Here is a 26,456-nt window from a genome sequence, read left to right as displayed (position 1 = left end):
AAGGTTGTTCTTATAAAAAGAACAGCCTTTTTACAATGTTAAATATGCATAATCTCATATGACCTATACGAAAAAGTATTGTATACTCTGAAACTATACGATACTTTTTCGTATAGTTATAGAATGTAAGGAGTGACATGATGGGAAAGACAAGTAAGTATGTGACAGCTGCCGCACTTTGTTCAACGATAGTAATGGGAGGCTTACAGGCTTCATCTGTATCTTATGCAGCTACGAATTCAACTGTAGCGACATCACAATCAGATGCAAAGTTGTTAAATGATTTTAGAAAAGAATTAAAAAAACAGGTTGATAATCGAGAAGAAAATATTACAATCACATATAAAACGAAAGATAGAAATGCTAGAAATGTGATGGACCAATTGTATGGCGAGTTTAATAAAATTGTAGATGCAGACGAGTATGTAAAATATAATGTAGCCTCTACTAAATATTCTATTAAAGGGCTACCAGGAAGCTATACGTTTACACTGCAAGTTAAGTACCGTGAATCAAAAGAGCAAACACAATATGTAAAATCTCAGGTGAAAGCAATTATAGGCTCGATTGTAAAACCAGGAATGGATGAGCATGAGAAAGTAAAAGCTATTCATGATTACGTTGTAAAACATGTATCGTATGATACGTCTTATGGAGCATATACAGCATATGAAGCGTTAGCGAATCGTTCTGCTGTTTGCCAAGGATATACGTTATTAACATATGAATTGCTAAAAGAAGCGGGTATTCAAAACCATATTGTAACAGGTACAGGAAATGGACAAGCTCACGCATGGAATTTAGTAAACATTGAAAACAAATGGTATCATCTTGATACTACATTCGATGATCCGGTACCGGATAAAGCTGGGCGCGTAACATATTCATATTTTAATATGTCTGATGAGCAATTAAGTAAAGATCACGACTGGGATCGTAGTAAATATCCAGCAGCAACTACAAGTTATTTTAATGAATTAACAAACAAAATAAAAACGGGTAGTTCAAAGACTGCGGCGTATGAACAAATGTTAAAAGAAACAAATTTAAAATATATGTCTACACAATACGGGGCAGAAAATTACAGTGAATTTAAGAAAAAACTACAGCAACAATTCGCTTCTAAGCCAGAAAAGGTAGAAGTACGATATAAGCAATCTATGGATGGAACAATGCAAGATATAAAGAAAGTGTTAAATGAAATAAATTGGCCAAAAGGTGCAAAGCGTGTATCTTATCAAGTAGCACCATATAGTGCGATGGCAGATTATTCATTAGCGACAATTACATTTACGTATTAAGTAATGAAAAAGAGCATCTGTAAAAGGTGCTCTTTTTATATTTGTTTATTACTTTAAAATATTGGGAATTATGTGATAAAATAACGAAGAGAGGATGTGAATGATGAATGAACTTCTTCGAAAGTAATATATTTACATTGATATATACTTGTTTAGTAATCGGACTTATAGTTTTGTTTTTCATATCATTTACTTTGTTTATTAGAAGAGTATTACAAAGCGGTGCTGCAAAGAAACACCACGCGATTAATATGAACCAGAAGCTAGATCGAATTATTGAATTGTTTGAAAAAGATAAGAAATAGTGATAGAAGAAGTATGAAAAGGGGAAAGAGAATGGCCAATTATATAAAAGAATTACGTGAAAAAGTAGGACATGATTATGTTTTCTTAAACTTTGCCGGTGGTTGTGTATTTAATAAAGAAGGAGAAGTATTACTGCAAAAAAGAGGAGACTTTAACGCCTGGGGCTTTCCTGGCGGGGCAATGGAAATTGGAGAATCGGCTGCAGAAACCGCAATTCGAGAAATAAAAGAAGAAACCGGGTATGATGTAGAAATAAATGAGCTTATTGGAGTGTATACAAAATATTTTCAATCATATCCAAATGGAGACAGAGCTCAGTCAATTGTGATAGTCTTTTCATGCTCAATTGTTGGAGGAGAGAAAAGAGCAGACGGTGATGAAACGTTGGATTTGCAGTTTTTCCCGTTAGACGACATGCCACCGTTATTTTGTAAACAGCATGAAGATTGCTTGCAAGATTTATTGGAGAAAAGAGTAGGGGTATATCGTTAACATATAAAAAAGAAGCTAAATGAGATTAGCTTCTTTTTTATGTTTTACTTACTTCCACCAATCATCAAACATAGATGCTGGAACTTGTCTCTTATGTTCGCTCACTGTGTAACGTTTTTCAATTTTTTCTGCAACGTCAGTTGGAACTGCTTTACCTTCTAAATAGTCATCAAGTTGATCGTATGTAATACCTAACTCTGTTTCATCAGCTTGACCTGGTTTTTCATCTAATAAATCAGCTGTTGGCATTTTTAAGTACAGTCGCTCGTCTGCACCTAACTCTTGTAATAACGCGCGTCCTTGGCGCTTCGTTAATCCCGTTAATGGTAATAAATCTGCACCACCATCTCCGAATTTTGTAAAGAACCCTGTTACAGCTTCTGCAGCGTGATCTGTTCCGATAACAAGTAGCCCTTTTTGTCCACCGATTGCATATTGTGTAACCATGCGGATACGTGCTTTCACGTTGCCTTTATTGAAATCTGTTAATGATTCACCTAATAAGTTTTCATATTGATTTGAAAAAGCATCAACAGTTGAAGCAATATCAAATGCAACAGATTGATCTGCTTGAATGAATTGTAATGCTAATTGTGCATCATCTTCATCTTTTTGTACTTTATAAGGAAGACGCACGGCGATAAATGTTGCATTACCACCTTCATTACGAATTTCTTCAACTGCAAGCTGGGCTAAACGTCCCGCTAATGTAGAGTCTTGTCCGCCACTAATTCCAAGTACAAATCCTTTCGCACCTGTTTTTTTTACATAATCTTTTAAGAAATCAACACGTTTACGGATTTCTGCTTTTGGATCAATTACAGGTTGAACGTGTAATGCTTTCATAATCTGTTCTTGCAATGTCATTATGTTTTCCTCCTATTCATATTAAAGCGGTAAATAAGTTTATATGTATATTGGTACATACTTCTATCCTTTATTATTTCGCAAAATTAACGAATATACAATAGGATGTGTGTATGAATATGAATGTAGTCATTATAATGAAACTGCATCGTTTAAGCAATTTTTTTGAAACCTTTCAATAATGTAAGGTTTTTGTCATTTGAATCGATGGAAGCTATTTCCGCATTTTACTAATATAAGAACATAGTTAGTAGAAGGGCGGAGAAGTAATATGAACATTAGAGAACTCGCATATCGGAATGTGACGCGAAATAGAAGAACATATTCAGCATATTTTTTAAGTAGTGCATTTGCTATTATGGCTTTTTTTGTTTATTCATTTTTCGCGTTTCATCCGGCGTTAAGTGCTGGAAAATTAGGCCGGTACGTATTTGTAAGTATGTCTTTTGCACAGTCCATTATTTACTTATTTACGTTTTTCTTTATTTTATATTCAATGGGAATGTTTTTAAAAACGAGAAAGCGTGAATTAGGGATTTTAATGATGTTAGGTATGACAAAATATCAATTAAAGCGTCTGATCTTTTTTGAAAATATTATGATTGGGATAGGGGCAATTATTTTTGGGATTCTTGCAGGAATGTTATTTTCTGGAGTATTAATGTTTGTAGCTCCCATGATATTAAAGTTAGATATTTCCTTACCTTATTACATTCCAATGAAAGCCATTGTTGTAACGAGTATTATGTTTTTCGTATTATTTATGATCATTTCATTGTTTAGTGCAGGAATGATTCGAAAGAATAAAATTATGAAATTGTTTAGAGGATCAGCAGAAGCGAAGCCGGAACCGAAAGCATCCATTATTTCTTCTATATTAGCAGTCATATTGCTTAGTGTGGGATATGCGGGAGCACTTATGTCACACGGTGCAATGGTATTTATCATGATGATTCCTGTTACAACGGTAGTCATTATTGGTACGTATTTGCTGTATAAGCAGTTGAGTGTCTTTATTATTAGACTGTGTAAAAAAAGTAAACGTTTCTATTGGACACAGACAAATATTATTACGTTGTCCGATTTAGCTTACCGTATGAGAGATAACGCAAGAATGTTCTTTATTGTAACCATAATTTCAACTGTAGCATTTTCAGCAATAGGTACATTAGTTGGCTTTACATCAATGACAAAGGCGATTATGGAGAGACCAATTGCGTTTCACTATCATTCTAAGCAAGGAAATAGTAATGAATCACAGCATTTGAAAATGATTGACGAAGGATTAAAGAAACATAATATAGTAGCTTCTAAAACGAGTGTTTCAACGAAAAAGGCGGAGGAGCAGTCATTAAGCAGTGCCGTTTTTATAAAAGAATCAGATTATGAAAAATATGCGAAATTAACAGGAGAACCATTTCAAACTGTTGCAAATAAAGAAGCTCTATTTTTAGCAGTCGATATACCAGGACCACCGATGAAAGAAAGAAAAGAAATTACGTTACCGCATTTGAATGAACCATTAAAAGTGAAAAAAGTTACTACTTCTTCATTAAGTAAAATAATAAGAGGTAACGTTTATGTAATCTCTAACAATCAGTATGATGTATTACAAGATGGATTTAAAGAGGAAAAAGATTATGTGTACAAAACAGAAGGAACGAAAGATGAAGTTGAGGTTGGTAAAGAACTAACGCATCAGATGAATCCTTATGAAGAACATACAACGTTTAGTGCAGAAGAGTACGAACAAAACCAAAGTTTACAAATTGCAGGACCAATTCTGTTTGTAGGTTTCTTTATTGGGATTGTATTTTTCGTATGTGCAGGAAGCTTCCTTTATTTCCGTTTGTTTTCTGACTTGGAGGATGATACTCGTTTGTTTGAAATGATTCGAAAAGTAGGCTTAACAAGTGGAGAATTATCGAAAGTAGTTACAATTCGATTGGGACTTTTATTCTTCGTTCCAATAGGTGTTGCAACATTACATGGGGCAGTAGCGTTAACTGCACTCGGACAGATGTTTGAGTACTCATTATTTAAAGAAAATGCGATTGTATTAAGTATTTTCATAGGAATTCAAGTTGTATATTTTTTACTGATTCGATCTCGTTATTTAAAACAATTGAAGGAGAGATTACGTATTCGTTAAATGTGTTTTTTTAACTTGAGTACAAAATTTTCTAAAAAGAGGCAGGTATTACCAAAAAGTGATAAAATGGAAAAAGCGAGGTGAAAAAATTAATAAAAAGTAAGGGAGGAAGTAATATGAAAGCAACAGGAGTTATTCGAAAAGTAGACGAATTAGGACGAATTGTAATTCCTAAAGAATTACGTGATGTATTGGGAATACAAATCAAATCACCGCTTGAAATTTTCGTAGAAGAAGACAAAGTCATTTTACAAAAATATCAACCTTACAATGCTTGTCAAATAACAGGTGATGTTTCAAATCAAAACATATCATTAGCAAATGGAAACATTACTGTTAGTATAGATGGAGCGAAATATTTAATAAAAGAAATAGAAAAGTTTTTAAACAAGAGTGAGGTTTAGTCTTAATTTAAATTATTTTTAAAATTCCATATCATTCTTTAAAAACTATAAAAGGACCATTCAATTGGTCCTTTTATTTATCTCGTAATTTTTCGTGTCTAAAAATTACGAGATAAATAAAGTGAAACTTTAATCAGCGGGGGGTTCTTTATCCCCACTGATTATCAGCCCTCACCGATCGGGCGGCCTATTAAAGCGGGATAAAAGAGTAGTATAAAATTCGTAAGCTTTATTGAGAAACATTTTTAAGGAAGGAAAACGAAACACATAAAACGAATGTTAAATGTAAGTGTTTTCAAAAGTGGTCTGAAATGAAAATAATATATTTTCAGGAGGGATTACGATGAATAGTAGTACAGCGAATAAACAAAAAGGTATACAATTGATTCCTTTTACAGTAGATAAGGTGGTTGAACAAGTAAATGAAATTCCGCCAGGTGTACAACTCATTCACGCTCCGCAAGTATGGGAGAAGAGTGCGAAAGGAAAAGATATTGTCGTTGCCGTATTAGATACAGGGTGTGATACGAATCATATAGATTTAAAGGATCGTATTATCGGCGGAAGAAATTTCACGAAAGATTACGAAGGAGATCCAAATATTTATCTTGATAATAACGGACACGGTACTCATGTAGCGGGGACAATTGCAGCGACTGAAAATGGAATCGGTGTTTTAGGAGTGGCACCACTTGCTAAAATGCTAGTGTTAAAGGTTTTAGCAGGGGATGGTTCTGGAAGTTATGAGCAAATTATTGAGGCGATTCATTATGCTGTAAATTGGAGAGGGCCTAATAAAGAAAGAGTTAGAGTCATTTCCATGTCACTTGGTGGCCCGCAAGACGTTCCGGAATTACATGAAGCAATTCAAAATGCGGTAAAGCAAGATGTTCTCGTCGTATGTGCTGCTGGGAATAATGGAGATTGTAATGATAACACGGAGGAACTAGATTTCCCAGGTGCATACTCAGAAGTAATTGAAGTCGGCGCTGTCAATTTAGATCGGAAAATCGCATGTTTTAGTAATTCAAATCAAGAAATTGATTTAGTGGCGCCAGGCGATGAAATATTATCTACGTATCCTGAAGGGAAATATGCGGTATTAAGTGGTACTTCTATGGCGACACCGCATGTCGCTGGAGCACTGGCATTGCTCATAAAGCAGTGTGAAAGGGAATATGGTAGAAAGTTATCAGAACCAGAAATATATGCACAACTTATTAAAAGAACTGTACCTTTAGGATATGAACGTACATCTGAAGGGAATGGTTTATTAGATTTATTAAAAGAATAGAAAATACTAAAAAACATTTCATATTCATATGAGATGTTTTTTAGTATGGTTCTGTCGCATATATCGTGGAATCTAGTCTTGAATTCTTTTTCAAGAAATGTTTGTCGTAGCTACATCTATTTTTTTGAAGTAGAAGTTATGCATACAATAAAATGGAAAGATTGAGTTACTTACGGGACAATTCTATCGGGATTTTTTTAGACATTCGTTAATTATTTCGTATTCTTTGCTCGGTAGTGATATCAAAAAAGTGTGCTTTCGCTAAACTAAAAGCTAATGGAAGTGTATCGTTAGTTTTAATCTCGGAACGAGCGTTAATTCGCGCAATAAAGTTTTGGTTTGAAAGTTTTCCATGAATCATCGTTTCAGCACCTAATAATTCAGCGACTTCTACTGTAATTTCGACTGTGGATTCAGGAGAAGATTGAAGAACGATAGGTTCATCATGAATGTCTTCAGGACGAATACCGAGTATGATTTTTTTTCCATTATACCCTTTTTGCTTTAATGTCTTTAGTTGACCATCTGGTACTTTGAAGCGGATATTTTCCATGTGAAAATAGCTATCTTGTAATGTACCGGTAAAGAAATTCATAGCTGGAGAACCAATGAATCCGCCAACAAATATGTTCTCAGGAGTATCATATACCTCTTTTGGAGTTCCAACTTGCTGGATGAGCCCATCTTTCATAACAACAAGGCGTGATGCCATTGTCATTGCTTCTGTTTGATCATGTGTCACATATATAGTGGTCGTATTTAAACGGCGGTGAAGTTTAGAAATTTCTGATCGCATGCTTACGCGTAACTTTGCGTCTAAATTTGATAGAGGTTCGTCCATTAAAAATACTTTTGCATCACGGACTATAGCTCTTCCTAGTGCAACCCGTTGGCGTTGTCCACCTGATAATGCCTTTGGTTTGCGTTGTAAGTAATCTTCTAGTCCTAAGATTTTCGCCGCTTCCGTTACTCGACGATTAATTTCATCTTTTGGAAGTTTACGTAGTTTCAAGCCAAATGCCATATTATCATAAACAGTCATATGCGGGTAGAGTGCGTAATTTTGAAATACCATTGCAATGTTGCGATCTTTTGGAGCGACATCATTCATACGATCTCCATCAATATAAAACGAACCATCAGAAATGTCTTCTAGACCTGCAATCATACGTAGAGTTGTTGATTTTCCGCACCCAGAAGGACCGACAAATACAATAAACTCTTTATCTTCAATATGTAAATTAAAGTCAGAAACGGCAGTGATTTTATTATCATACACTTTAAAAATATGATCTAATACAAGTTCGGCCATAAATATCCACTCCTTTTTTGTAATTAATAGAATTATAAGATTATTAAAAGCGTAAGTAAATTGGCATTGTGCACAAAAGAATGAGGAGCTTTTATGCAAGTTTACATATTTAAGATATGAGAAAGCTTCTGTAGAACTTAAGTTCATCTATAGATATGGGAAGAAAGTATCCTTTTTTTCGTAGAAAAACAAGTTAATAGAGTTTCCGAACCACACAAGATACTATAAAACGATGATGATATAAGGGAAATGAATATTGTATCGTCTTTCATGAGATATCTAAAGAAAGAAATGCCATATAAACTGTTACTGCACCTTCAAAAGTTTTAATATTAATTCCTGTTTTTTCAATGAATTTATCAATTCGATACTGCAAAGTATTACGATGTAAATATAATTGTTTAGCTGCAAGAGAGACATTTAAGTTACATTGGAAGAATACTTTAACGCTATCTATTAGTTCTTTATCATTTGAAATATGTGCCAATAATTGATGCGTATATTTTCCTCTTTCTTCTTTCGGTAATGAAATCATTAATTGATAAGGGAGCAGTTGTTCAATGTATGTAATTTTTTTTGATAAATAGGGAGAAAGAACAGAAAATAATGTTCGTTCCCATTGATACAGGTAAGTAAATTCAGCTGTTTGCGTATAACGTCTTCCAACAAAGAAGGATAGGGATATAAAAAAATCTGTTTCTAGTGTATCTAAGGCTGTTTGCAATACAGATTCCGTTATGTTTTCTTCTAAGATGAGAACACCAGCTTGCGAGGTTTCCCATATCATTGTAGTAGTAAAAGAAAACATAGACTGTAAAGCATCTTGAAATTCTTCTCTTTCTACAATAGATTGTGTTGTGAAAAAGTGTAAAAAACGAACGGACCGTATAGGGATGTTGTTATTTCTGTATAATGCTTCATACCACGATTTTTCTTTTTCTGTTTTATAAAATGTATCAGTATGAATGGGTGTTAAGATGGATGAAAGCAATTGATGTTCCCTTTGATGTAATCGAATTTTTCGGATTCCGACTTTGTTTCCTTCAACTAAAAACCAGCTATAATCTTCTGACAACACAGCTTCATTAATTTTTATATCCTCACCATAATATGTTTTTAATTGTTGAATCATAGGAACACTCTCTTTCCAAAATAATAGTAACAATACATTAAAGAAGTATAGGTTCATTGCATGTATCTTTAAATTTTTGCACTAGAATCTAGTTTATTTTTGCTAGTATTTATAGCGTTTCTGTATTGTGAAGGAGATAGATTTGTTTCTCGTTTAAATGATTGTGCAAAGAATGATTGGGAAGAAAAACCGGTAATGGTTGAAATATTAGAAATCGAATAATTAGTAGTTTCTAGCAAAATTTTACTTTCTCTAATACGAGTTTGAATTAAATATTCAATAGGCGACACACCGACGAATTTCCTAAAGGAATGGGATAGATAATATTTATTAATATGACTAATGCTTGCTAATGTATCTAGGCTAATATTTTCGTGAAAATGCTGCTTAATATAGTTTTTAATAAATTCAATATCTTTATTAATTTTTTGAGTAGATGTTTTCTCTACATTAAAAGATTTTTTTCTCATCATCTTAAGTAGTAAAATTTCCAGAATATTTTGTATAATTAAGTCATAATCTTCTTGGTGGTTTTCCACTTCCTCCACCAATTGCTGAAGATAGAAGAGAAAGTTTTTTTGATCCTGGCTATAATTATGGATAGTGACTGGGCTAGGATTTTCTAAAGATGAAAAAGACAGACCTTGAATACCAAGTGCGATGTATTCAAGCGGGTAATCCGTATCAGACTTTTCCGTGTGCTCGATATTTGGATTAATGATAATCAAATTGTGTTCTTGGACAGGGATTTCTTCTTTGTAAAATATAAAAGTTCCTTTGCCCTTAGTAATATACAATAGCTCTGTAAAGTGATGAGCGTGAATGGTGCTATGCCAATCTTTATCGTATTTTGATTTTGTTATATAAAGAAGTTTTACTGGAAGATGGTTTCGTTGAAATTGTGGAATCTCATATACTTCATTGGACAAATGAATCCCTCCTTCGTAGACTTTTTATCTATTTTATAAAGATTTTAGTGGGATATTCAGTAAAAAGCAAGATATCTAAAAAACAGAACAAGATGTTTATTGTGAAAGCGTTATCTGTTTTGTATTCTTTAATTATGAAAGGAAGATTAGGAGATGGGGGTAAATAGAGATGAAAAAAAAGTTATTGTTGTCTGGGATGACAGCTTTGTTATCTTTTAGTTTAATAGCTTGCCAAGGTAATACTACAAAAGTTGATAACGCTAAGGATGGTAAAGGCTCCAGTGAAAAACAAACCCTTCATGTGGCAACACTTGAATCGGCTTATGGTAAAGAGATGTGGAGCAAAGTGATTGACGCATATGAAGCTGCTAATCCAAAAGTTGATGTTAAATTGACAGTGGACAAAAATCTTGAGGATGTCATAGGCTCAAATATGAAAGCAGGAAAGTATCCGGATGTTGTGTTGTTGGCAACCGGGAGAAAACAGGCGCTAACAGAAACTTTGATTAAAGATAAAGCATTAGAAGACATTACTGATGTTTTTGATAAAAATGTTTATGGTGAAGATGTTAAAGTCAAAGATAAGTTAGTACCAGGGCTTACTGGTACACCTGCAACTAATCCTTATAATGACGGTAACATTTATATGGCACCGATGTTCTATAGTCCAACTGGATTATTTTATAATGCTAGTTTATTTAAAGAAAAAGGTTGGGAAGTGCCGAAGACTTGGGACGAAATGTGGGCTTTAGGAGATAAAGCGAAAGCAGAAGGGATTTCATTATTTACTTACCCTACTACAGGCTACTTTGATACATTCTTCTACTCTTTACTACTAGGGGTGGGCGGGCCTGAGTTATTTAATAAAGCTATGAAATATACAGATGGTGTTTGGGAAACTTCTGAAGCAACAAAATCTTTTGAAATTATCGGAAAATTAGCAAAATATACAGAACCAACTACTGTTGCGAATGCAAATGATAAAGACTACAAGAAAAATCAACAGTTGATTCTCGATAACAAAGCTTTGTTTATGCCAAATGGTACGTGGGTAGTTGGTGAAATGAAAGAAGCTCCTCGATCTAAAGGGTTTGAATGGGGCATGATGGCTTTACCGACAATTGATGCTAATAGCGACCGTTATGCATTTACTTTCTTTGAACAAATGTGGATTCCATCAGCAGCTAAAAATAAACAACTTGCTAAAGATTTCATGACGTTTGTTTATTCGGATAAGGCAGCTGAAATTTTTGCTGAGTCGAGTGCGATCCAGCCTATCAAAGGCCTTTCTAATAAACTGACAGGTGAAAATAAATCATTCTATAGTATCTATGATAATGGAGTGAAAGTGGGAATAGGTGGATTTGCTGCAACGAAAGCTGTTGAAGGTGTAAGTATGCCAGATACATTATTTAGAACGATTGACAGTGTTGTTTCTGGTGATAAAAAGGTGAAAGATTGGCAAAGCTCTGTTGAAAAAGTGAGTGACCAATTACGGTCTGCATTAAAATAAATTCGTTTTCACTATGTACAATGGTGAGTCGCCTAGTCTCACCGTTGTACTTATTAACTGAGGTGATGGCATGAATAAGAAGACAGAAAAAAGAATTTTTATTTTTGTTTGTACTGCACCAGCACTAATCCTGTTAGCCATTTTTATGATTGTTCCTACGATTGAGGTATTCAGGATGTCCTTATATAAGTGGGGAGGATTTTCTAATAATAAGGTATTTGTTGGGCTCGAAAACTTCAAGATTTTATGGAATGATATGAACTTCTTTCGGTCTCTCCAAAACAGTATAGTCTTGATTGTTATCGTCACACTCATCACGATGGTGATGGCGATTTTGTTTGCCACTTTGTTAACAAGAGAAAAAATAAAAGGAAAAAGCTTCTTTCGAATTATTTTTTATATCCCTAATATTTTATCGGTTGTAGTTATCGCGGGAATATTTTCTGCAGTTTATGACCCAACTACAGGGTTGTTAAATAATTTACTTGCTTTATTTAACCTGGAACACCTACAAAAGATGTGGCTCGGAAATCAAAAAATTGCCATTTACAGCATTGGAGGGGCACTCATTTGGCAAGCGATTGGTTACTATATGGTCATGTATATGGCGGCAATGGCAAGTATCCCGGAAAGTTTTTATGAAGCATCTGCTTTGGAAGGTGCTGGACGGTTCAGACAATTTTTTAGTATTACTTTACCGTTAATTTGGAACAACATTCGGACGACGTTAACTTTCTTTGTTATTAGTACGATTAATTTAAGTTTTCTTCTCGTTCAAGCAATGACTGGCGGCGGACCTGATGGATCGACGGAAGTGTTTTTAAGCTACATGTATAAGCAGGCTTACACGAATTCTTCTTACGGTTACGGTATGGCTATTGGGGTGGTCATTTTCTTATTCTCATTCGCATTATCTGCAATTATCAGTGGTGTCACTAAAAGGGAAGTGTTGGAGTATTAAGGAGGTCCAAAAACGATGGAAACACAAAAAAGAATGACTACAGAAACAGTTTATCGAGATCCAAAAACGATAGAAACACAAAAAGAAATGACTGTAGAATCAGCTTATCCAGCCCCAAAAACAATGAAAACACAAAAAGGAATGACTACAGAAGCAATGTATCGCTGTTTTATCTACGTAGCACTTATTACGTTAGCAATTTCAATTGTTATTCCTGTTGCGTGGGTTTTCTTAGCCTCAGTGAAGCAAAATTCGGAGTTTTATGGAAGTCCTTGGGCCATGCCGAAAAGTTTCTATTTTCAAAACTTTATCGATGCTTTCCAAAAGGCAAACATGGGTACCTATATGTTGAATTCAGTAATGGTAACGGCGTTGGCCCTTCTTATTTTATTGATTGTGGCTTTACCAGCAGCTTATGTGTTGGCAAGATATACCTTTAGAGGAAGCAAATTAATAAATACTTTTTTTAAAGCTGGATTATTCATCAATGTGAACTACATTGTTGTGCCAATTTTCTTGATGTTATTGGACGGAGATAACTTTTTACGAGGCCAACTAGGTGATGGATTGCTACTAGACAATTTATTTATTTTAGCTGTGGTATATGCGGCGACGGCGTTACCATTCACGATTTACTTGCTGTCTAGTTTTTTTCAATCGCTTCCATCCACGTATGAGGAAGCTGCATTGGTTGATGGTGCTGGATATTTCAAAACAATGATTTCAGTTATGATTCCGATAGCTCGTCCAAGTATTATTGCCGTCATTTTATTTAATTTTCTTGCCTTTTGGAACGAATACATTATTGCTTTAACATTAATTCCAGGGCCGAATAAGACGTTACCTGTTGGGTTAATGAACTTGATGGCAGCTCAAAAATCTGCTGCAAACTATGGTCAAATGTATGCAGGAATGGTTCTTGTCATGCTACCAACTTTGATTTTATATATCATTGTTCAAAAAAAATTAACACAAGGAATGACCCTTGGTGGTTTAAAGGATTAGAGGAGGATTTACATGAAAAGGAAAAAAGGCCGAGTTACTTTACCGAGTGAAGAAAATTTTCTTAAGGAAACGAAAGAATTAATGGAACGATGGGGTGCAGATGCGATTCGCGATAGTGATGGAACGAAACTAGATGATGATATTAAACAATTGGATGCGAAAATTTATACGACTTATTTTGTTGCTCGAGCTCACAATGAGTTCGCAGAGAAGCATATGGATGAATGCCAGCAACTTTATTTAATGAGCTTGTTCAATACGGCGCTTACTGACACCCTCGAAATTGATTTTATGAAAGGCTACTTTGAGGAACAATTAAAACCGGATTATGTTCACAGTCCAAAAAAATACTGGGAGGTTATTGATCGGACAACAGGAGAAGTTGTTGACGTTAATGATTGGGAAGTAAAAGAAGATCAAAATCGTGTTTTGATTACGAAGGCGATTCCTTGGCATGAATATACGGTTTCATTCCTAGTCTATGCGATTTGGGATCCAACCCAAATGTACAATCATATTACTAATAATTGGGGAGATAAGCCACATGATATTCCTTTTGATGTCAGGCAGCCACATTCTAATGAATTTATGAAAAACTATTTAAAACAATGGCTGACAGAAAATCCGGATACAGATGTAGTCAGGTTTACAACGTTTTTCTATCATTTTACCCTTGTGTTCAATAATCTTGGCAAAGAGAAATTTGTCGATTGGTTCGGATATGGTGCAAGTGTTTCAGTTGCTGCTTTGGATGCTTTTCAAAAAGAAAAAGGCTATCGCTTAAGACCGGAGGACATTGTTGATCAAGGTTATTATAATACTTCGTTTCGAATTCCAACTCCAGCTTTTTTAGATTATATAGATTTTGTTCATAAGTTTGTTGCTGAAGAAGCAAAGAAACTTGTGGATATTGTCCATGAAAGTGGAAAAGAAGCAATGATGTTCCTTGGTGATAACTGGATTGGTACAGAACCATATGGGAAATACTTTGAGAATATCGGATTGGATGCAGTTGTAGGCAGTGTGGGCGGTGGGGCTACATTGCGTATGATTGCAGATATACCACATGTTCGATATACAGAAGGGCGTTTCTTACCTTATTTCTTTCCAGATACTTTTTACGAAGGTAACAACCCGGCGATTGAAGCGAATGAAAATTGGCTAACGGCGCGTAGAGCCTTACTGCGTAATCCTGTTGATCGTATCGGCTATGGGGGGTATTTAAGTCTAGCGTATCAATTTCCAGAATTTATCTCCTATATTGAAAAAGTCACTGAGGAATTTCGTGAAATTCATGACACAATCAAAGGTGTGAAGCCATACTGCGGTCTTAAAGTTGCGATTTTGAATTCTTGGGGCAAGTTGAGAACTTGGCAAACACATATGGTTGCTCATGCACTATGGTATAAACAAATTTATTCTTATTTAGGTGTTTTAGAGTCCTTGAGTGGGGCTGCAGTGGAAGTTACGTTCATGAGTTTTGATGATGTCATGAATGATGGGATATCTGAGGATATTGACGTCATTATTAATGCCGGTGATGTGGGAACAGCTTTTTCAGGAGGTGCTAACTGGATTAATGAAAAGTTAGTCACTACAATCAGAGCTTGGATGTATAATGGCGGAGGATTCATAGGTATTGGGGAACCTACAGCTTATCAGCATGAAGGACATTATTTTCAATTGGCGAATGTCTTAGGCGTTGATAAGGAACTTGGATTTAGCCTATCAACAGATAAATATTTTATTAATCCTGTCGAAAATCATTTTATTTCTGCTGACAGCAGCCAATTTGATTTTGGCGAAGGAATGAAGAATGTTTATGCGTTATCAGAAGAAACCGAAATAATTGAATATTCAAATGGTGAAGTTCATCTTTCTACTCATCCGTTTGGAGAAGGCAGAGCTGTCTATATAGCAGGGCTTCCATACAGTGAAGAAAATACACGTCTGCTGATGCGTGCTTTATACTATGCTGCCCATAAAGAAGAGGAATTTCAAAAGTATCATGCGAGCAATATTTATTGTGAAGTTCATGCATATCCATCCATCCGAAAAATGGCGATTGTTAACAATTCGATGGTCGAACAAATGACGTTTGTCTACGATGGACAAGGAAACAGGGTAGAAGTGACGTTGGCACCTAGTGAAATCAGGTGGGAGGATTTTTCAAATGAAGGCTAATATCGTATTCGTTATTAAAATTGTTGTGTTTCTCGTATGCCTATCTTTCATTATCGTCTACCAAAAAACAGCTGGTAAATTTGAACTGGGTATGATGTTGATTGGATTAGCTGGTCTTTTAGGGCTGCTTTATAATTACAATCGGAAATACGTATAAATCAATTAGGGCAAGTGGATTGATCAATGAACCGCAAATATATGTTCAACGATAACAATTGTAGAAAATTACTCAATACTTTAAATACAAACCTAGGGGTGCAGACAAATGAAAAAGGCAGTCGGCATTGATGTTGGGGGAACAAAGATTGCAGCGGGAGTTATTTCAGATACAGGCGAACTGCTTGAACGTACCGAAGTAAAAAGTGATCCTTTAGACCGGGAAAAAATGTTTGGTAGAGTTGTAGAAGCTGTGGAACAAGTTCTTAGAAAATCATCAATTTCCATCGCTGATATCGAGGGTATTGGTGTTGGAGTACCGGGAAAAGTGGATTGTGAGAATGGAATTGCCGTTTTTCAAAACAATTTACCGTGGAGCCAGTTTCCTATTTCAGTCCGTTTGCAGGAGCAATTTGGAATCCAGCGGATCACGATTGACAATGATGTCTATATGGCGGCTTTTGCTGAATGGAGAGCAGCACATGTAAAAGGAAATGAAACCTTTGTCTACGTGACTATAAGTACGGGAATATCTTGTTCTATCATCAATAAAGGCTCATTTTTTAGGGGGGCAGGGTTTGCTGGAGAACTAGGTTTGATCCCTGTTCTATCGAAGGAGGGGATCAATGAACGATTAGAAAAAATCGCTGCTGGACCAGGGATCCAGAGAATAGCCGAAAGAGACTTACAGGTAGATACTATTTCAACAAAAGATGTTTTTGCTAGTTATATAAACGGAGTACCAGAATATCAGTCCATTATCAATGAGGTAACTGATTATTTAGCTCAAGGTCTTTATAAGATTTCCTGTTTATTAGATCCGCATAGAATGGTTTTTGGTGGCAGTGTCATTGTGAAAAATCCATTTCTACTAGAGTTGATTAAAGTGAAGCTAAAGAGTTTTCAGCTGCCTGAGCAACAACATCTTTTGGAGCAGATGAGCATCAGTACATTGGCACAAAATAATGGAGTTGTTGGTGCAGGATTACGAGTATTTGAAGGTAAGTAATGGGGCGGCGTCGATCTTCATTTATGGAGAAAATGATGGCAAATAGGTAGAGGAGTGAACGAATATGTTTACATTAAGTCAAGAAAAATTAGTTTCGTTAGGTGCATTGATAACAACGGTGGAAATAAGACGGCAGCCTGATTTATGGATTGAAACCTTTGCTTTGTATATGGAGAAGAGCGAGAGAATTGATGAGTTTTTGCAAAAAATAGTAACGAAACATAATCGGGTTCGAGTTATTTTTACAGGCGCTGGAACGTCTGCTTATGTTGGTGATACAGTCACCCCTTATGTAATAGAAAAAGTAGATGAACAACAGTGGGAAGTACTAAGTATCCCGACAACTACGTTAGTTTCAAATCCTTACCAATTTTTCAAAAAGGATTTTCCAACCTTACTCGTTTCATTTGCTAGAAGCGGGAACAGCCCAGAAAGTGTCGCTGCCGTACAATTAGCTGAGCAAATAGTAAGCGATTTGTATCAAATCACGATTACTTGTGCGAAAGATGGAAAATTAGCTAAACAGGCCGTGAATAATGACAAAAACTTATTGCTATTGATGCCTGAAAAATCAAATGATCATGGTTTTGCAATGACAGGAAGTTATACTTGCATGGCGTTAACGGCATTACTTGTTTTTGATCCTATATCGACTGAAGAAAAATCAAAGATAGTGAAAGAAATTCATCAAATGGGTGAAAGTGTCATTCAAAGGGAAGGCGCTATCCAAAAGATAGTAGATTTGGATTTTGACCGAATTATTTACTTAGGTTCTGGTAGTTTAGAAGGTTTAGCAAAAGAATCACAATTAAAAGTATTAGAACTGACAGCTGGAAAAATTGTCACCGCTTTTGATTCACCGCTAGGATTCCGGCACGGTCCAAAATCATTTGTAAACGAAAAATCATTAGTTTTTGTGTTTGTTTCTAACAATCCGTATACACGTCAATATGATTTAGATATGTTAAACGAAATGCAACAAGACAACATTGCCAGCTATATATGTGCCATCGAGGTTAATGGAGAAACGAATTACGCTGGGAATATGTTTGTATTTGGTAGCGAGGCACAGTCTGTACCAGATGCTTACTTAGCATTACCTTTTGTTATGATTGGGCAAACAATATCACTGTTAGCCTCCGTGAAAGTAGGTAATACACCAGATACGCCTTCACCGACAGGAACGGTGAACCGTGTCGTTAAAGGTGTTACTATCTACGAATATGAGTAACTAGGTTAGGGGAAACATACATGTCTATTTTTATCTTTGCAGATAAGTTCTTTCTTGAGGAGAAGGTTGTAGGTCCTGGTTTTTTGGAGATAAAAGATGGGAAATTCGGTATATTTTTAGAGAACAGGCCAGAAGAAGCGGAAGAAATCATCGATTATGGAGGATATTGGATTGCTCCTGGTCTAGTGGATACACATATTCATGGTTTTAGAAATCACGACGTTATGGACAATAATTTTGAAGGACTAAATCAAATATCGGTAGGACTCCTTTCTTGCGGCGTTACATCCTTTTTACCGACAACTTTAACATCCTCAATAGAATCGTTGAATAATGTCGTTGAAATGATTGGTGCCAATTACAAGAAAGTACAGGGCGCAAAAATTAAAGGTATCTTTTTAGAAGGACCGTTTTTTACTGAAAAGCATAAAGGAGCACAAAACACGAAATATTTTTGTGACCCTTCAGTTGATATGTTGAAAGGTTGGCAGAAATTATCAAATGATTCTATTAAAAAAATTGCGATTGCACCTGAAAGAAAAGGAGCAGTGGAATTCATTGAATATGCTGTAGGAGAAGAGATTATAGTGGCATTGGCCCACAGTGATGCAACTTATGAAGAAACGAAGCAAGCTAGTGAAAAAGGTGCATCCATTTTTGTTCATACTTTTAATGGTATGAGTCCGCTGCACCATCGTGAACCAGGGATGGTTGGAGCAGCCATGAATTTAAAAGATGTTTTTGCCGAAATCATATGTGATGGACATCATGTTCATCCTGTTGCCTTAAATATTTTAATGAATGTTCGCGGCAGAGAAAAGGTTGTAATGGTATCCGATTGTATGATGGCCGGAGGTATGCCTGAAGGAACGTATCAATTGGGAGAATTTCCTGTGAAAGTAAAAGATGGGATGGCTCGTTTGGAAAGCGGAAGTTTAGCAGGTAGCATTTTGCAATTAAAAGATGCTGTAAAAAATGTCGTCGATTGGGGAATTGCCGCGCCCGAGCAAGCAATTTATATGGCGAGTACTGCACCAGCTAAAAGTATTCAACTAGATGGCGAATGTGGGAAAATCGCTGAGGGATATGTTGCTGACTTTATAGTACTGACGCCAGCGATGGATTTAGCAGCTACCTATCTTGATGGTGTGTGCCGTTTTCAAGCTTAAATATTTTTCTGAAAGAGGGATTTCAAATGATTTTATCTGTCACCATGAATCCATCTGTCGATATTTCCTATTCGACTCATGAATTAAAGTTAGATGTTGTTAACCGTGTGGAAACAGTTCATAAAACTGCTGGTGGAAAGGGCTTGAATGTGGCGCGAGTGATCGCTCAAATGGAAGAAGCTGTTCTAGCGACAGGTGTGCTTGGTGGTACGATTGGCGAATACATTGTTCAAGAATTAAATAAAAGCAATATTCCAAATGACTTTTTAAAAATTAAAAAAGAATCAAGAAATTGTATTGCCATTCTTCATGAAGGGATGCAAACAGAGATTTTAGAATCAGGACCGACATTATCCAACGAAGAAGGGGCAACTTTTTTAGAAAAATTTGAATGTCTGCTTACAAAAGCTTCACTTGTGACAATTTCGGGCAGTTTGCCGAAAGGGTTACCGAATAACTTTTATTATCAAATGTTAAAAATCTGTAATAACAATGGAATTCCAGTGATTATAGATTCGTCAGGAGAATCTTTGAAAAACGCCTTGGTGCATAAAGAAAAACCATTTGCCATTAAACCAAATAAAGCGGAATTATCTCAGTTGTTGGGCATTAACATGGAAATGGGAATCATAGATTTGAAGCAAGCATTAGACCATGAACTATTTACTGGAATTGAGTGGATTATCATGTCGATGGGTGGTGAAGGTGCTTTAGTTAGGCATGGCGAGGACTATTACAGAGTTACGATTCCGAAAATAGAAGTGATCAATCCTGTTGGGTCTGGTGATGCGACAGTTGCAGGATTAGCTGTGGCATTATATCAAAATCAAACGGTTGAGACTGTTCTTAAAACGGCGATGACTACAGGAATATTAAATACGATGGAAGTTGGTACTGGTTATATTAATATAAATAAGTTTAAACAATACTTTGATCTCATTAAAATTGAAAAAATAGATTGGTAGAGGAGAATGTTGATGTTAGAACTAACCAAGAATAAATTGGAAGCTCTAAAACGTTTATCTGCTGAAAATGGCATAATTGGAGCATTGGCTATTGATCAACGCGGTTCGTTGAAAAAAATGATTGCGTCTGGCGGTGCAAGTCATGTTGGAGATGAGGGCATTATCCGTTTCAAAGAATTGGTTTCTGAGGAATTAACACCATTTGCAACAGCAATTCTTTTGGACCCGGAATACGGACTGCCAGCGGCAAAGGTCCGAGATAAAGAATCAGGCTTAATAGTAGCGTATGAAAAAACCGGATACGATGCGTCAGAAGTAGGACGGTTACCAGATTTATTATCGGAATGGTCAGTGAAACGATTAAAGGCAGCAGGTGCCGATGCTATTAAATTCTTACTCTACTATGATTTCGATGAAGATGAAAAAATTAATAACTATAAACATGTCTATATGGAACGTATCGGATCTGAGTGTGCTGCTGAAGATATTCCATTTTTCCTGGAGATTGTTACTTATGATGCTGAAAATGATGATGCGAAAAATAAAGAGTACGCAAAAATAAAACCACATAAAGTGATTGAGGCTATGAAGGAGTTCTCGAAATCTCAATACCAAGTAGATGTTTTAAAAGTAGAGGTTCCGGTGGATATGAATTTTGTGGAAGGGTATACGACAGGTGAATTCGTTTACAGAAAAGAAGAAGCTGCTTCTTTTTTCAAAGAACAAAGTGAAGTAACTGAGCTGCCGTTTATCTTCCTAAGTGCAGGTGTAAGTGCTAAATTATTCCAAGAAACATTGAAATTTGCTAAAGAATCCGGTTCTACCTTTAACGGAGTGTTATGTGGTCGAGCAACCTGGAAGGACGGTGTGGCACCTTTTGCTATAAGCGGCGAACAAGCAGGTCGTGATTGGTTAAAAGATACTGGTAAAAGGAATGCTGAAGAACTAAATCTCGTGTTGAAAGAGACAGCCAACTCATGGTTTGCTAAAGTAAAACAAACAGCGGAGCTTCAAAGTTAGTACGATATCTTTCCTTCTATTTGTCCTTTATTTCTTTCTAGCTTTAAGTGATAATTGCATCAGAATCAATTTTTAAACGGAATGAAAAATTAAGAGCAGACATTCGTCTGCTCTTTTTTTAGTGTGTCCAACATGGTGAAAACCCTAGAATGAAAATCGAGAACAGCAAGGGCAGTAGTAACTATAGCTTCAGGTAAAGGTATATGGGGACCCTTTATATATAAAGAAAATGGTAAGTACTAATAGCCATGTACAATCAAACTAATTGAATTTTAGTGGGGTTTCGCCAAAAAATACACTTGAAAAAGCTAACAATATCTTTGTCTTGTAAGCGTTTTTAAAAAGACAATATACCTAAAAAAAGAAACAATATCTTTATTGTGTAGGCACTTTAAAAAAACTATTCTAAACATAAGTGAAAGCGGTGCCTTTCAGGTTTTTGTTTATTTAAAAATTAATGTGCAGGTATCGTCTTTAACCAAAATTTTAAATTCAAAGGAGGAGAAGAATTGGAAAATAAGCATTTCAAGAGAGTTTTTAATACCCTTCTTGCATGTATGTTGATTGTGCCAACACTTTTAGTAAGCATGATTGTGCCGCTACATGTAGGGGCAAATACGTCTAATCCATGGGTTACAATTTCATCTGTTGGAAACGAAATTAATGCATTAATAGAACAAAATGGTAAGTCATATGCAAGGCTTGGAGCAGGTGCTGGCAACGATAATGGGGCTAAAGCTGCAGTTTTTCAAGAGCAGAATAAAGTCGCTAAAGAATCAGGAACGATGGAATATAGTTTTATTCCAGAAACAAAGGGAGAAGATACTAGGTTCGGTTTCTATCCACATTATATTGACAATAATAATTTCGTTTTTGTAGGCTACGACTCACTTGGATGGTTCTACGAATACAAATATCAAGGGAAAGGTGATTGGTTAAAAACTAGACCTAATGTTCCACTTCCAGAGTCTGGAACTTCGCACTCTATTAAAATTGATTATAATAAAACCAATTTGAATATTACATTAGATGGAAAAGATTTATTTGGACCGGTTACGTTATCTAATGATGTAAATAACCTTCTTACAGGTAAGGAAGCGATTAAACTTGGTGCTTATGGAGATAAAAATAGTCAAGTGCTCATTGAATTAGGAAAGGCGTCTGGGGATGGAGGCACAGATCCAGGAAATGAAAAACTTGTCGACATTACGGATAATAAATTGGAAGAAGGCGACTTGAAAATTATCTCAGGTGACGGAAAAGTTACCTATAATGAAGATGGTTCAGCCACTTTCGGTGTTACATCTACCCAAAAGAATCGAATTGTCTACAACCAAATGAAGGCGATTAAAAATGGTGTTTTTGAAGCGGATGTTACTACTAATACTGATAAGATGAATCGTTTTGGATTCATCTATCGTGTTCAAAATTCATCTACATACACATATGTGGGAACAGGGGATACGAACGATCAGTATTTTGGAGAAACTTTTGGTCCTATAAACAATTGGACGTCGATGACTTCAAACGTGCCGTTAAAAGCAAAACAAACATACCATTTACGTTTAGTATTCATGGACGATGTTGCGACATTATACATTGATGGTAAAAAGGTAGATTCTTGGACTTTAACAGGTGGTGTAGATCAAGCTGGCTTACTAGGATTTGAAAAAAGCCGAGGTGCTGCCGATATTACGATTTCAAATGTCAAAATAAAGGAATATAGTGCACCAAAGCCTCCAGATACTCAACCAGTAGAAAATATAATAAAGTCAAAGTATATGGACGTCACAATTGACCAAGTATTCCCGCGGATTGTGAAATACAAAGTAGGCGATAAAGTAATGAGCGGACAGGAGGCTCCTGTTTACGGATTGAAAGTAAATGGTGGACTATACTATCCTAAAGTAAACTTTGAAAAGTTAAACGATAGTGAAGCACTATATACATTAAAAGTTGTAGATGAAATGAAAAACCTTGATGCGGTATTTAAGGTATCTGTAAAGGTGAATGATAATAAGGTTATTTATAGCTTCGATGAAATTAAGAATAATGGTAGTGCCAAAATCGAGACGGTTGAGTTTGCTGATATGAACTTTATATCGGTAAATTCGGAACAAAAAGGTGCAAAAGCTAAATTAACGAATATTAGTACAGATGTTAGGAAAACAGGTGATGTAGATGTAAGCGTAGATTCTTCTATGGGAGAAATAGGTACATCTACTAAAAATTATATAGCATTCTTGTCAACTGACGAATTGAGCGCAGGTGTATGGTCTAGTTCAGAAGTGGACGGCTATAAAAATTTAGTTGCAAATCGATATGTAAATAAAAATGGTGCTAAAGCAATGGGAATCGGTTCTAGTGCACTTTATTATCAAAGAGATTTTATGCCAGAACCACAAAAAGATAAACCAACTATTAAAATAGCTATTGCTAAAGATTTGAATAATGATAATAAGGCAGACTGGCAAGATGCGGCGATTGCATACCGTGATATTATGCAAGACATTAAAGGATACCAAGATGTAAACAATAATGTTGGAATGCGTATTGCAATGAATTTCGGCTCACAAGCGCAACAACCATTCTTAAAAACATCTGATAATGTGAAAAAGGTTGCTCTTGCTACAGATGAATTGGGGCAAGCGGTCATATTAAAAGGATATGCAAACGAAGGGCATGATAGTGGTCATCCAGATTATGGTGATGTGGGCGAACGTATGGGAGGCGTTAAAGATTTAAATACGCTTATTAAAGAGGGGCATAAGTATAATACCCAATTTGGTGTCCATATAAATGCTCAAGAAACTTATCCAGAAGCGAAAGCTTTCAATAATGATTTTATTGATCGTCCAAGTTCATTAGGATGGGGATGGTTAGATCAATCTTATACAATTAATAAATTAAAAGATTTGTATTCTGGATCGCGTGCGAAAAGACTAGATGAATTGAAAACGGCTGTTCCTGATCTTGACTTTATTTATTTAGATGTATGGTATCAAAATCAATGGGAATCAAATAGAATAGCAGATCAATTTAAAGATAGAGGTTGGAGATTAACAACGGAATTTGGTGGTTCTATGGCCAATTACTCAACGTGGCAACATTGGGCTACTGATAAAAACTACGGTGGACCGGAAAGTAAAGGGATTAACTCAGAAGTACTGCGCTTTATTAGTAATCACCAAAGAGATTCTTGGGTGTTGAATTGGCCTGAAGTAGGTGGAACCGCTGATCACCCATTGCTCGGTGGATTTGAATTAGCTGGTTTCGAAGGATGGCAATCTGATAAGAATTTCGATAACTTTATTCGTATGACATTTGATACGAATTTACCTACTAAATTCCTACAAAAATATTATGTAACGAACTGGACAAATGTAGAAGGGGATAAAAGCAAGACGAACTTAGAAAAGGAAATAAAATTGAAGGACCCAAGCAATGGGGATGTTGTCGATGTAACTAGAAAAGACAATGCTAGAGAACGTGTTATTAAGCTAAATGGAAATGTTATACTTGATGGCCATGCGTATTTAATTCCTTGGGTGAAACAAGACTTTAAAAATCCAACTGCTGATTCAGAAAAATTATATCACTGGAATTTAGAAGGTGGTACAACGACTTGGACACTTCCAGATGAATATAAAAATGCCACTACTGTTTATGTATACAAATTGACAGATCAAGGTAGAACAGATGTGAAAGAAGTAAAGGTCGTAAATAATAAGATAACTTTGACGGCTAGTGCTGCAACTCCTTATGTTGTCGTACCAAAAAGAGATAAGGGTTTGGAAATCCTTGACTACAATTGGGGCAAGGATGCTCATATATATGACGCGGGATTCAATACAGGAAAAGTAAGCGCATATACAACTATTGAGGGTGATAATAAAGCAGTAAGCGTCATCAGAACGAATCAAACTGGAAACAACCGTAATGTAAGTAGTGGAGATTACTACTTAAACATTGATAGTCCATCAAAAGATACAACTGTTTCCCGTGTCCTTACTGGTTTGGAACCGGGTAAAGATTATGTAGCAGAGGTATATGTTGAAAACAATAGTGATGTAAAGGCTGGAATTACAGTAACAGGTGGGAAAGAAGATGCTAGCAATTACACACTTCGCAGCCTGCAAAAAAACTATGTTAAGGCAGATTCACATGCCACAAATGATGGGTACAATAGCAAAATGCAAATCATGCAAGTGAGCTTTACAGCTGTATCTAATAGGGCTAAATTAACTCTAAGCCGTGATTCTGGGAAAGGAAACACAAAATTTGATGACATTCGAATCGTTCAAAAGTCTTTAAAAAATAATGTCTCACCGACGGAATTTAAACAAGATTTTGAATCGGTAGTACAGGGTATTTACCCATTTGTTATTGGCAATACAGAAGGTGTAGAAGACAACAGAATTCATTTGTCTGAATTGCATGCTCCATATACGCAAAAAGGATGGGCAGGTAAAAAATTAGTCGATGATGTATTAGGTGGGAATTGGTCCGTTAAAGTAAACACTGGAAATAAAGGTTTGCTGTACCGTACTATTCCTCAAAACTATCGTTTTGAACCAGGCGTAACTTATAAAGTATCATTTGACTACCAAACAACAGCAAATGCATTCCGCTTTATTTCAGGGGATCAAGAAATTGATGTTCGAGACATCGCAAGTGCAAAGGGACTAAGTGTGAATAACACTCTTACTGCATCTACTGACACAAAAACAGCAGAGTTTACTGTGACAGGTTCTGAGAATGGTCAAACTTATGTTGGAATTTTCAGTGATGGAACGAATTTAAACGGAGATACCGGAGCGGGTACGTTTATTTTAGATAATTTACGTATTGAAAGGGTGACTTCTGGTGGAGCGTTACAGAGATAAATAATCTAAATTTAAGAAAAAGGTAGTTTTATAGCTAGTGTAATATCGTAAATTAGAGGCCTATCTCGAAGGAGATAGGTCTCATTGTATTCATAAAATCATCGGAAACTGCTTTTGAAAAATGTTCTTTTGTATGTTTTTAGTGAGATGGTAAAAGTGAAAAGCAAG

The 26,456-nt window shown here is 35.7% G+C and carries 21 protein-coding genes; 17 read left to right on the top strand and 4 right to left on the bottom strand.

The genetic code is table 11. The features are described from left to right. Positions 1-140 precede the first annotated feature (140 nt). The 3 genes from ACTFRS_RS08565 (at position 141) to ACTFRS_RS08555 (ending at position 2,099) form a co-directional block, all read left to right on the top strand. Entirely contained in the window at positions 141-1,301 is a 1,161-nt protein-coding gene (locus ACTFRS_RS08565; protein WP_431084977.1) for a transglutaminase domain-containing protein, read from the top strand. A gap of 107 nt (positions 1,302-1,408) precedes the next feature. Further along, the gene (locus tag ACTFRS_RS08560; protein WP_440023748.1) at positions 1,409-1,606 is read left to right on the top strand and encodes a DUF4083 domain-containing protein; all 198 of its coding nucleotides are present in this window, start codon (positions 1,409-1,411) and stop codon (positions 1,604-1,606) included. A 31-nt stretch (positions 1,607-1,637) separates the two neighbouring features. Further along, positions 1,638-2,099, top strand: coding sequence for an NUDIX hydrolase (locus ACTFRS_RS08555; RefSeq protein ID WP_242294153.1), 462 nt, complete (start codon positions 1,638-1,640; stop codon positions 2,097-2,099). Positions 2,100-2,147: 48 nt separating this feature from the next. On the opposite strand, the gene nadE is transcribed toward ACTFRS_RS08555, so the two are convergent. Continuing rightward, positions 2,148-2,966: an ammonia-dependent NAD(+) synthetase gene (gene nadE, locus ACTFRS_RS08550; RefSeq protein ID WP_049112898.1), complete on the bottom strand. Its 819-nt coding sequence runs from the start codon at positions 2,964-2,966 to the stop codon at positions 2,148-2,150. A gap of 271 nt (positions 2,967-3,237) precedes the next feature. On the opposite strand from nadE, the gene ACTFRS_RS08545 reads away from it, so the two are divergent. From ACTFRS_RS08545 to ACTFRS_RS08535, 3 genes are all read left to right on the top strand, one after another. Further along, positions 3,238-5,118, top strand: coding sequence for an FtsX-like permease family protein (locus ACTFRS_RS08545; protein ID WP_242294154.1), 1,881 nt, complete (start codon positions 3,238-3,240; stop codon positions 5,116-5,118). 116 nt (positions 5,119-5,234) lie between these two features. After that, entirely contained in the window at positions 5,235-5,522 is a 288-nt protein-coding gene (locus ACTFRS_RS08540) for an AbrB/MazE/SpoVT family DNA-binding domain-containing protein (RefSeq protein ID WP_000648331.1), read from the top strand. 343 nt (positions 5,523-5,865) lie between these two features. Next, the gene (locus ACTFRS_RS08535) at positions 5,866-6,816 is read left to right on the top strand and encodes a serine protease (RefSeq protein WP_001089044.1); all 951 of its coding nucleotides are present in this window, start codon (positions 5,866-5,868) and stop codon (positions 6,814-6,816) included. A 208-nt stretch (positions 6,817-7,024) separates the two neighbouring features. On the opposite strand, the gene ACTFRS_RS08530 is transcribed toward ACTFRS_RS08535, so the two are convergent. The 3 genes from ACTFRS_RS08530 to ACTFRS_RS08520 all read right to left on the bottom strand — a co-directional run bounded on the left by ACTFRS_RS08530 (position 7,025) and on the right by ACTFRS_RS08520 (position 10,189). Continuing rightward, positions 7,025-8,128, bottom strand: coding sequence for an ABC transporter ATP-binding protein (locus tag ACTFRS_RS08530; RefSeq protein ID WP_016717250.1), 1,104 nt, complete (start codon positions 8,126-8,128; stop codon positions 7,025-7,027). Between the two features lie 268 nt (positions 8,129-8,396). After that, the gene (locus tag ACTFRS_RS08525) at positions 8,397-9,260 is read right to left on the bottom strand and encodes a PucR family transcriptional regulator (protein WP_242294155.1); all 864 of its coding nucleotides are present in this window, start codon (positions 9,258-9,260) and stop codon (positions 8,397-8,399) included. A gap of 68 nt (positions 9,261-9,328) precedes the next feature. Beyond that, on the bottom strand, positions 9,329-10,189 hold the full coding sequence (locus ACTFRS_RS08520; protein WP_000064377.1) for a helix-turn-helix domain-containing protein: 861 nt from the start codon (positions 10,187-10,189) through the stop codon (positions 9,329-9,331). A 196-nt stretch (positions 10,190-10,385) separates the two neighbouring features. Here ACTFRS_RS08520 and ACTFRS_RS08515 point away from each other — a divergent pair, with 196 nt between their 5' ends. The 11 genes from ACTFRS_RS08515 (at position 10,386) to ACTFRS_RS08465 (ending at position 26,288) form a co-directional block, all read left to right on the top strand. Next, complete coding sequence (locus tag ACTFRS_RS08515; RefSeq protein ID WP_431085037.1) at positions 10,386-11,702, top strand: carbohydrate ABC transporter substrate-binding protein; 1,317 nt, start codon at positions 10,386-10,388, stop codon at positions 11,700-11,702. A 70-nt stretch (positions 11,703-11,772) separates the two neighbouring features. After that, the gene (locus ACTFRS_RS08510; protein WP_139867588.1) at positions 11,773-12,663 is read left to right on the top strand and encodes a carbohydrate ABC transporter permease; all 891 of its coding nucleotides are present in this window, start codon (positions 11,773-11,775) and stop codon (positions 12,661-12,663) included. A 15-nt stretch (positions 12,664-12,678) separates the two neighbouring features. Next, positions 12,679-13,668 (top strand): carbohydrate ABC transporter permease, encoded by a 990-nt coding sequence (locus tag ACTFRS_RS08505; RefSeq protein ID WP_139867586.1) that lies wholly within the window; start codon positions 12,679-12,681, stop codon positions 13,666-13,668. A 12-nt stretch (positions 13,669-13,680) separates the two neighbouring features. Beyond that, complete coding sequence (gene gnpA / locus ACTFRS_RS08500) at positions 13,681-15,852, top strand: 1,3-beta-galactosyl-N-acetylhexosamine phosphorylase (RefSeq protein ID WP_242294761.1); 2,172 nt, start codon at positions 13,681-13,683, stop codon at positions 15,850-15,852. Continuing rightward, the gene (locus tag ACTFRS_RS08495; RefSeq protein WP_000646587.1) at positions 15,842-16,009 is read left to right on the top strand and encodes a DUF6903 family protein; all 168 of its coding nucleotides are present in this window, start codon (positions 15,842-15,844) and stop codon (positions 16,007-16,009) included. Before gnpA ends, ACTFRS_RS08495 begins: the two co-directional genes overlap by 11 nt. A gap of 108 nt (positions 16,010-16,117) precedes the next feature. Then, a complete protein-coding gene (locus ACTFRS_RS08490) occupies positions 16,118-17,017 on the top strand; it encodes an ROK family protein (protein WP_139867582.1) in 900 nt (299 codons plus the stop codon). A 64-nt stretch (positions 17,018-17,081) separates the two neighbouring features. Then, entirely contained in the window at positions 17,082-18,248 is a 1,167-nt protein-coding gene (locus tag ACTFRS_RS08485) for an SIS domain-containing protein (RefSeq protein ID WP_440023749.1), read from the top strand. Positions 18,249-18,268: 20 nt separating this feature from the next. Then, positions 18,269-19,417, top strand: coding sequence for an N-acetylglucosamine-6-phosphate deacetylase (gene nagA / locus ACTFRS_RS08480; RefSeq protein WP_242294764.1), 1,149 nt, complete (start codon positions 18,269-18,271; stop codon positions 19,415-19,417). Positions 19,418-19,443: 26 nt separating this feature from the next. Further along, the gene (gene lacC / locus ACTFRS_RS08475) at positions 19,444-20,382 is read left to right on the top strand and encodes a tagatose-6-phosphate kinase (protein ID WP_242294765.1); all 939 of its coding nucleotides are present in this window, start codon (positions 19,444-19,446) and stop codon (positions 20,380-20,382) included. A gap of 12 nt (positions 20,383-20,394) precedes the next feature. Continuing rightward, positions 20,395-21,402, top strand: a complete 1,008-nt coding sequence (gene lacD, locus ACTFRS_RS08470; RefSeq protein ID WP_139867576.1) for a tagatose-bisphosphate aldolase — start codon at positions 20,395-20,397, stop codon at positions 21,400-21,402. 509 nt (positions 21,403-21,911) lie between these two features. Then, complete coding sequence (locus ACTFRS_RS08465) at positions 21,912-26,288, top strand: endo-alpha-N-acetylgalactosaminidase family protein (protein ID WP_440023750.1); 4,377 nt, start codon at positions 21,912-21,914, stop codon at positions 26,286-26,288. Positions 26,289-26,456 lie beyond the last annotated feature (168 nt).

It is taken from the genome of Bacillus cereus group sp. MYBK139-1, from assembly GCF_051916915.1.
Classification (GTDB): Bacteria; Bacillota; Bacilli; order Bacillales; family Bacillaceae_G; genus Bacillus_A; species Bacillus_A pacificus.
This window is presented reverse-complemented; position numbering and strand designations above follow the sequence as displayed.

Coding starts and splice junctions, on each gene's coding strand:
- ACTFRS_RS08565 (WP_431084977.1), top strand. CDS start 141: ATGGGAAAGACAAGTAAGTATGTGACAGCTGCCGCACTTTGTTCAACG.
- ACTFRS_RS08560 (WP_440023748.1), top strand. CDS start 1,409: ATGAACTTCTTCGAAAGTAATATATTTACATTGATATATACTTGTTTA.
- ACTFRS_RS08555 (WP_242294153.1), top strand. CDS start 1,638: ATGGCCAATTATATAAAAGAATTACGTGAAAAAGTAGGACATGATTAT.
- nadE (WP_049112898.1), bottom strand. CDS start 2,966: ATGACATTGCAAGAACAGATTATGAAAGCATTACACGTTCAACCTGTA.
- ACTFRS_RS08545 (WP_242294154.1), top strand. CDS start 3,238: ATGAACATTAGAGAACTCGCATATCGGAATGTGACGCGAAATAGAAGA.
- ACTFRS_RS08540 (WP_000648331.1), top strand. CDS start 5,235: ATGAAAGCAACAGGAGTTATTCGAAAAGTAGACGAATTAGGACGAATT.
- ACTFRS_RS08535 (WP_001089044.1), top strand. CDS start 5,866: ATGAATAGTAGTACAGCGAATAAACAAAAAGGTATACAATTGATTCCT.
- ACTFRS_RS08530 (WP_016717250.1), bottom strand. CDS start 8,128: ATGGCCGAACTTGTATTAGATCATATTTTTAAAGTGTATGATAATAAA.
- ACTFRS_RS08525 (WP_242294155.1), bottom strand. CDS start 9,260: ATGATTCAACAATTAAAAACATATTATGGTGAGGATATAAAAATTAAT.
- ACTFRS_RS08515 (WP_431085037.1), top strand. CDS start 10,386: ATGACAGCTTTGTTATCTTTTAGTTTAATAGCTTGCCAAGGTAATACT.
- ACTFRS_RS08510 (WP_139867588.1), top strand. CDS start 11,773: ATGAATAAGAAGACAGAAAAAAGAATTTTTATTTTTGTTTGTACTGCA.
- ACTFRS_RS08505 (WP_139867586.1), top strand. CDS start 12,679: ATGGAAACACAAAAAAGAATGACTACAGAAACAGTTTATCGAGATCCA.
- gnpA (WP_242294761.1), top strand. CDS start 13,681: ATGAAAAGGAAAAAAGGCCGAGTTACTTTACCGAGTGAAGAAAATTTT.
- ACTFRS_RS08495 (WP_000646587.1), top strand. CDS start 15,842: ATGAAGGCTAATATCGTATTCGTTATTAAAATTGTTGTGTTTCTCGTA.
- ACTFRS_RS08490 (WP_139867582.1), top strand. CDS start 16,118: ATGAAAAAGGCAGTCGGCATTGATGTTGGGGGAACAAAGATTGCAGCG.
- ACTFRS_RS08485 (WP_440023749.1), top strand. CDS start 17,082: ATGTTTACATTAAGTCAAGAAAAATTAGTTTCGTTAGGTGCATTGATA.
- nagA (WP_242294764.1), top strand. CDS start 18,269: ATGTCTATTTTTATCTTTGCAGATAAGTTCTTTCTTGAGGAGAAGGTT.
- lacC (WP_242294765.1), top strand. CDS start 19,444: ATGATTTTATCTGTCACCATGAATCCATCTGTCGATATTTCCTATTCG.
- lacD (WP_139867576.1), top strand. CDS start 20,395: ATGTTAGAACTAACCAAGAATAAATTGGAAGCTCTAAAACGTTTATCT.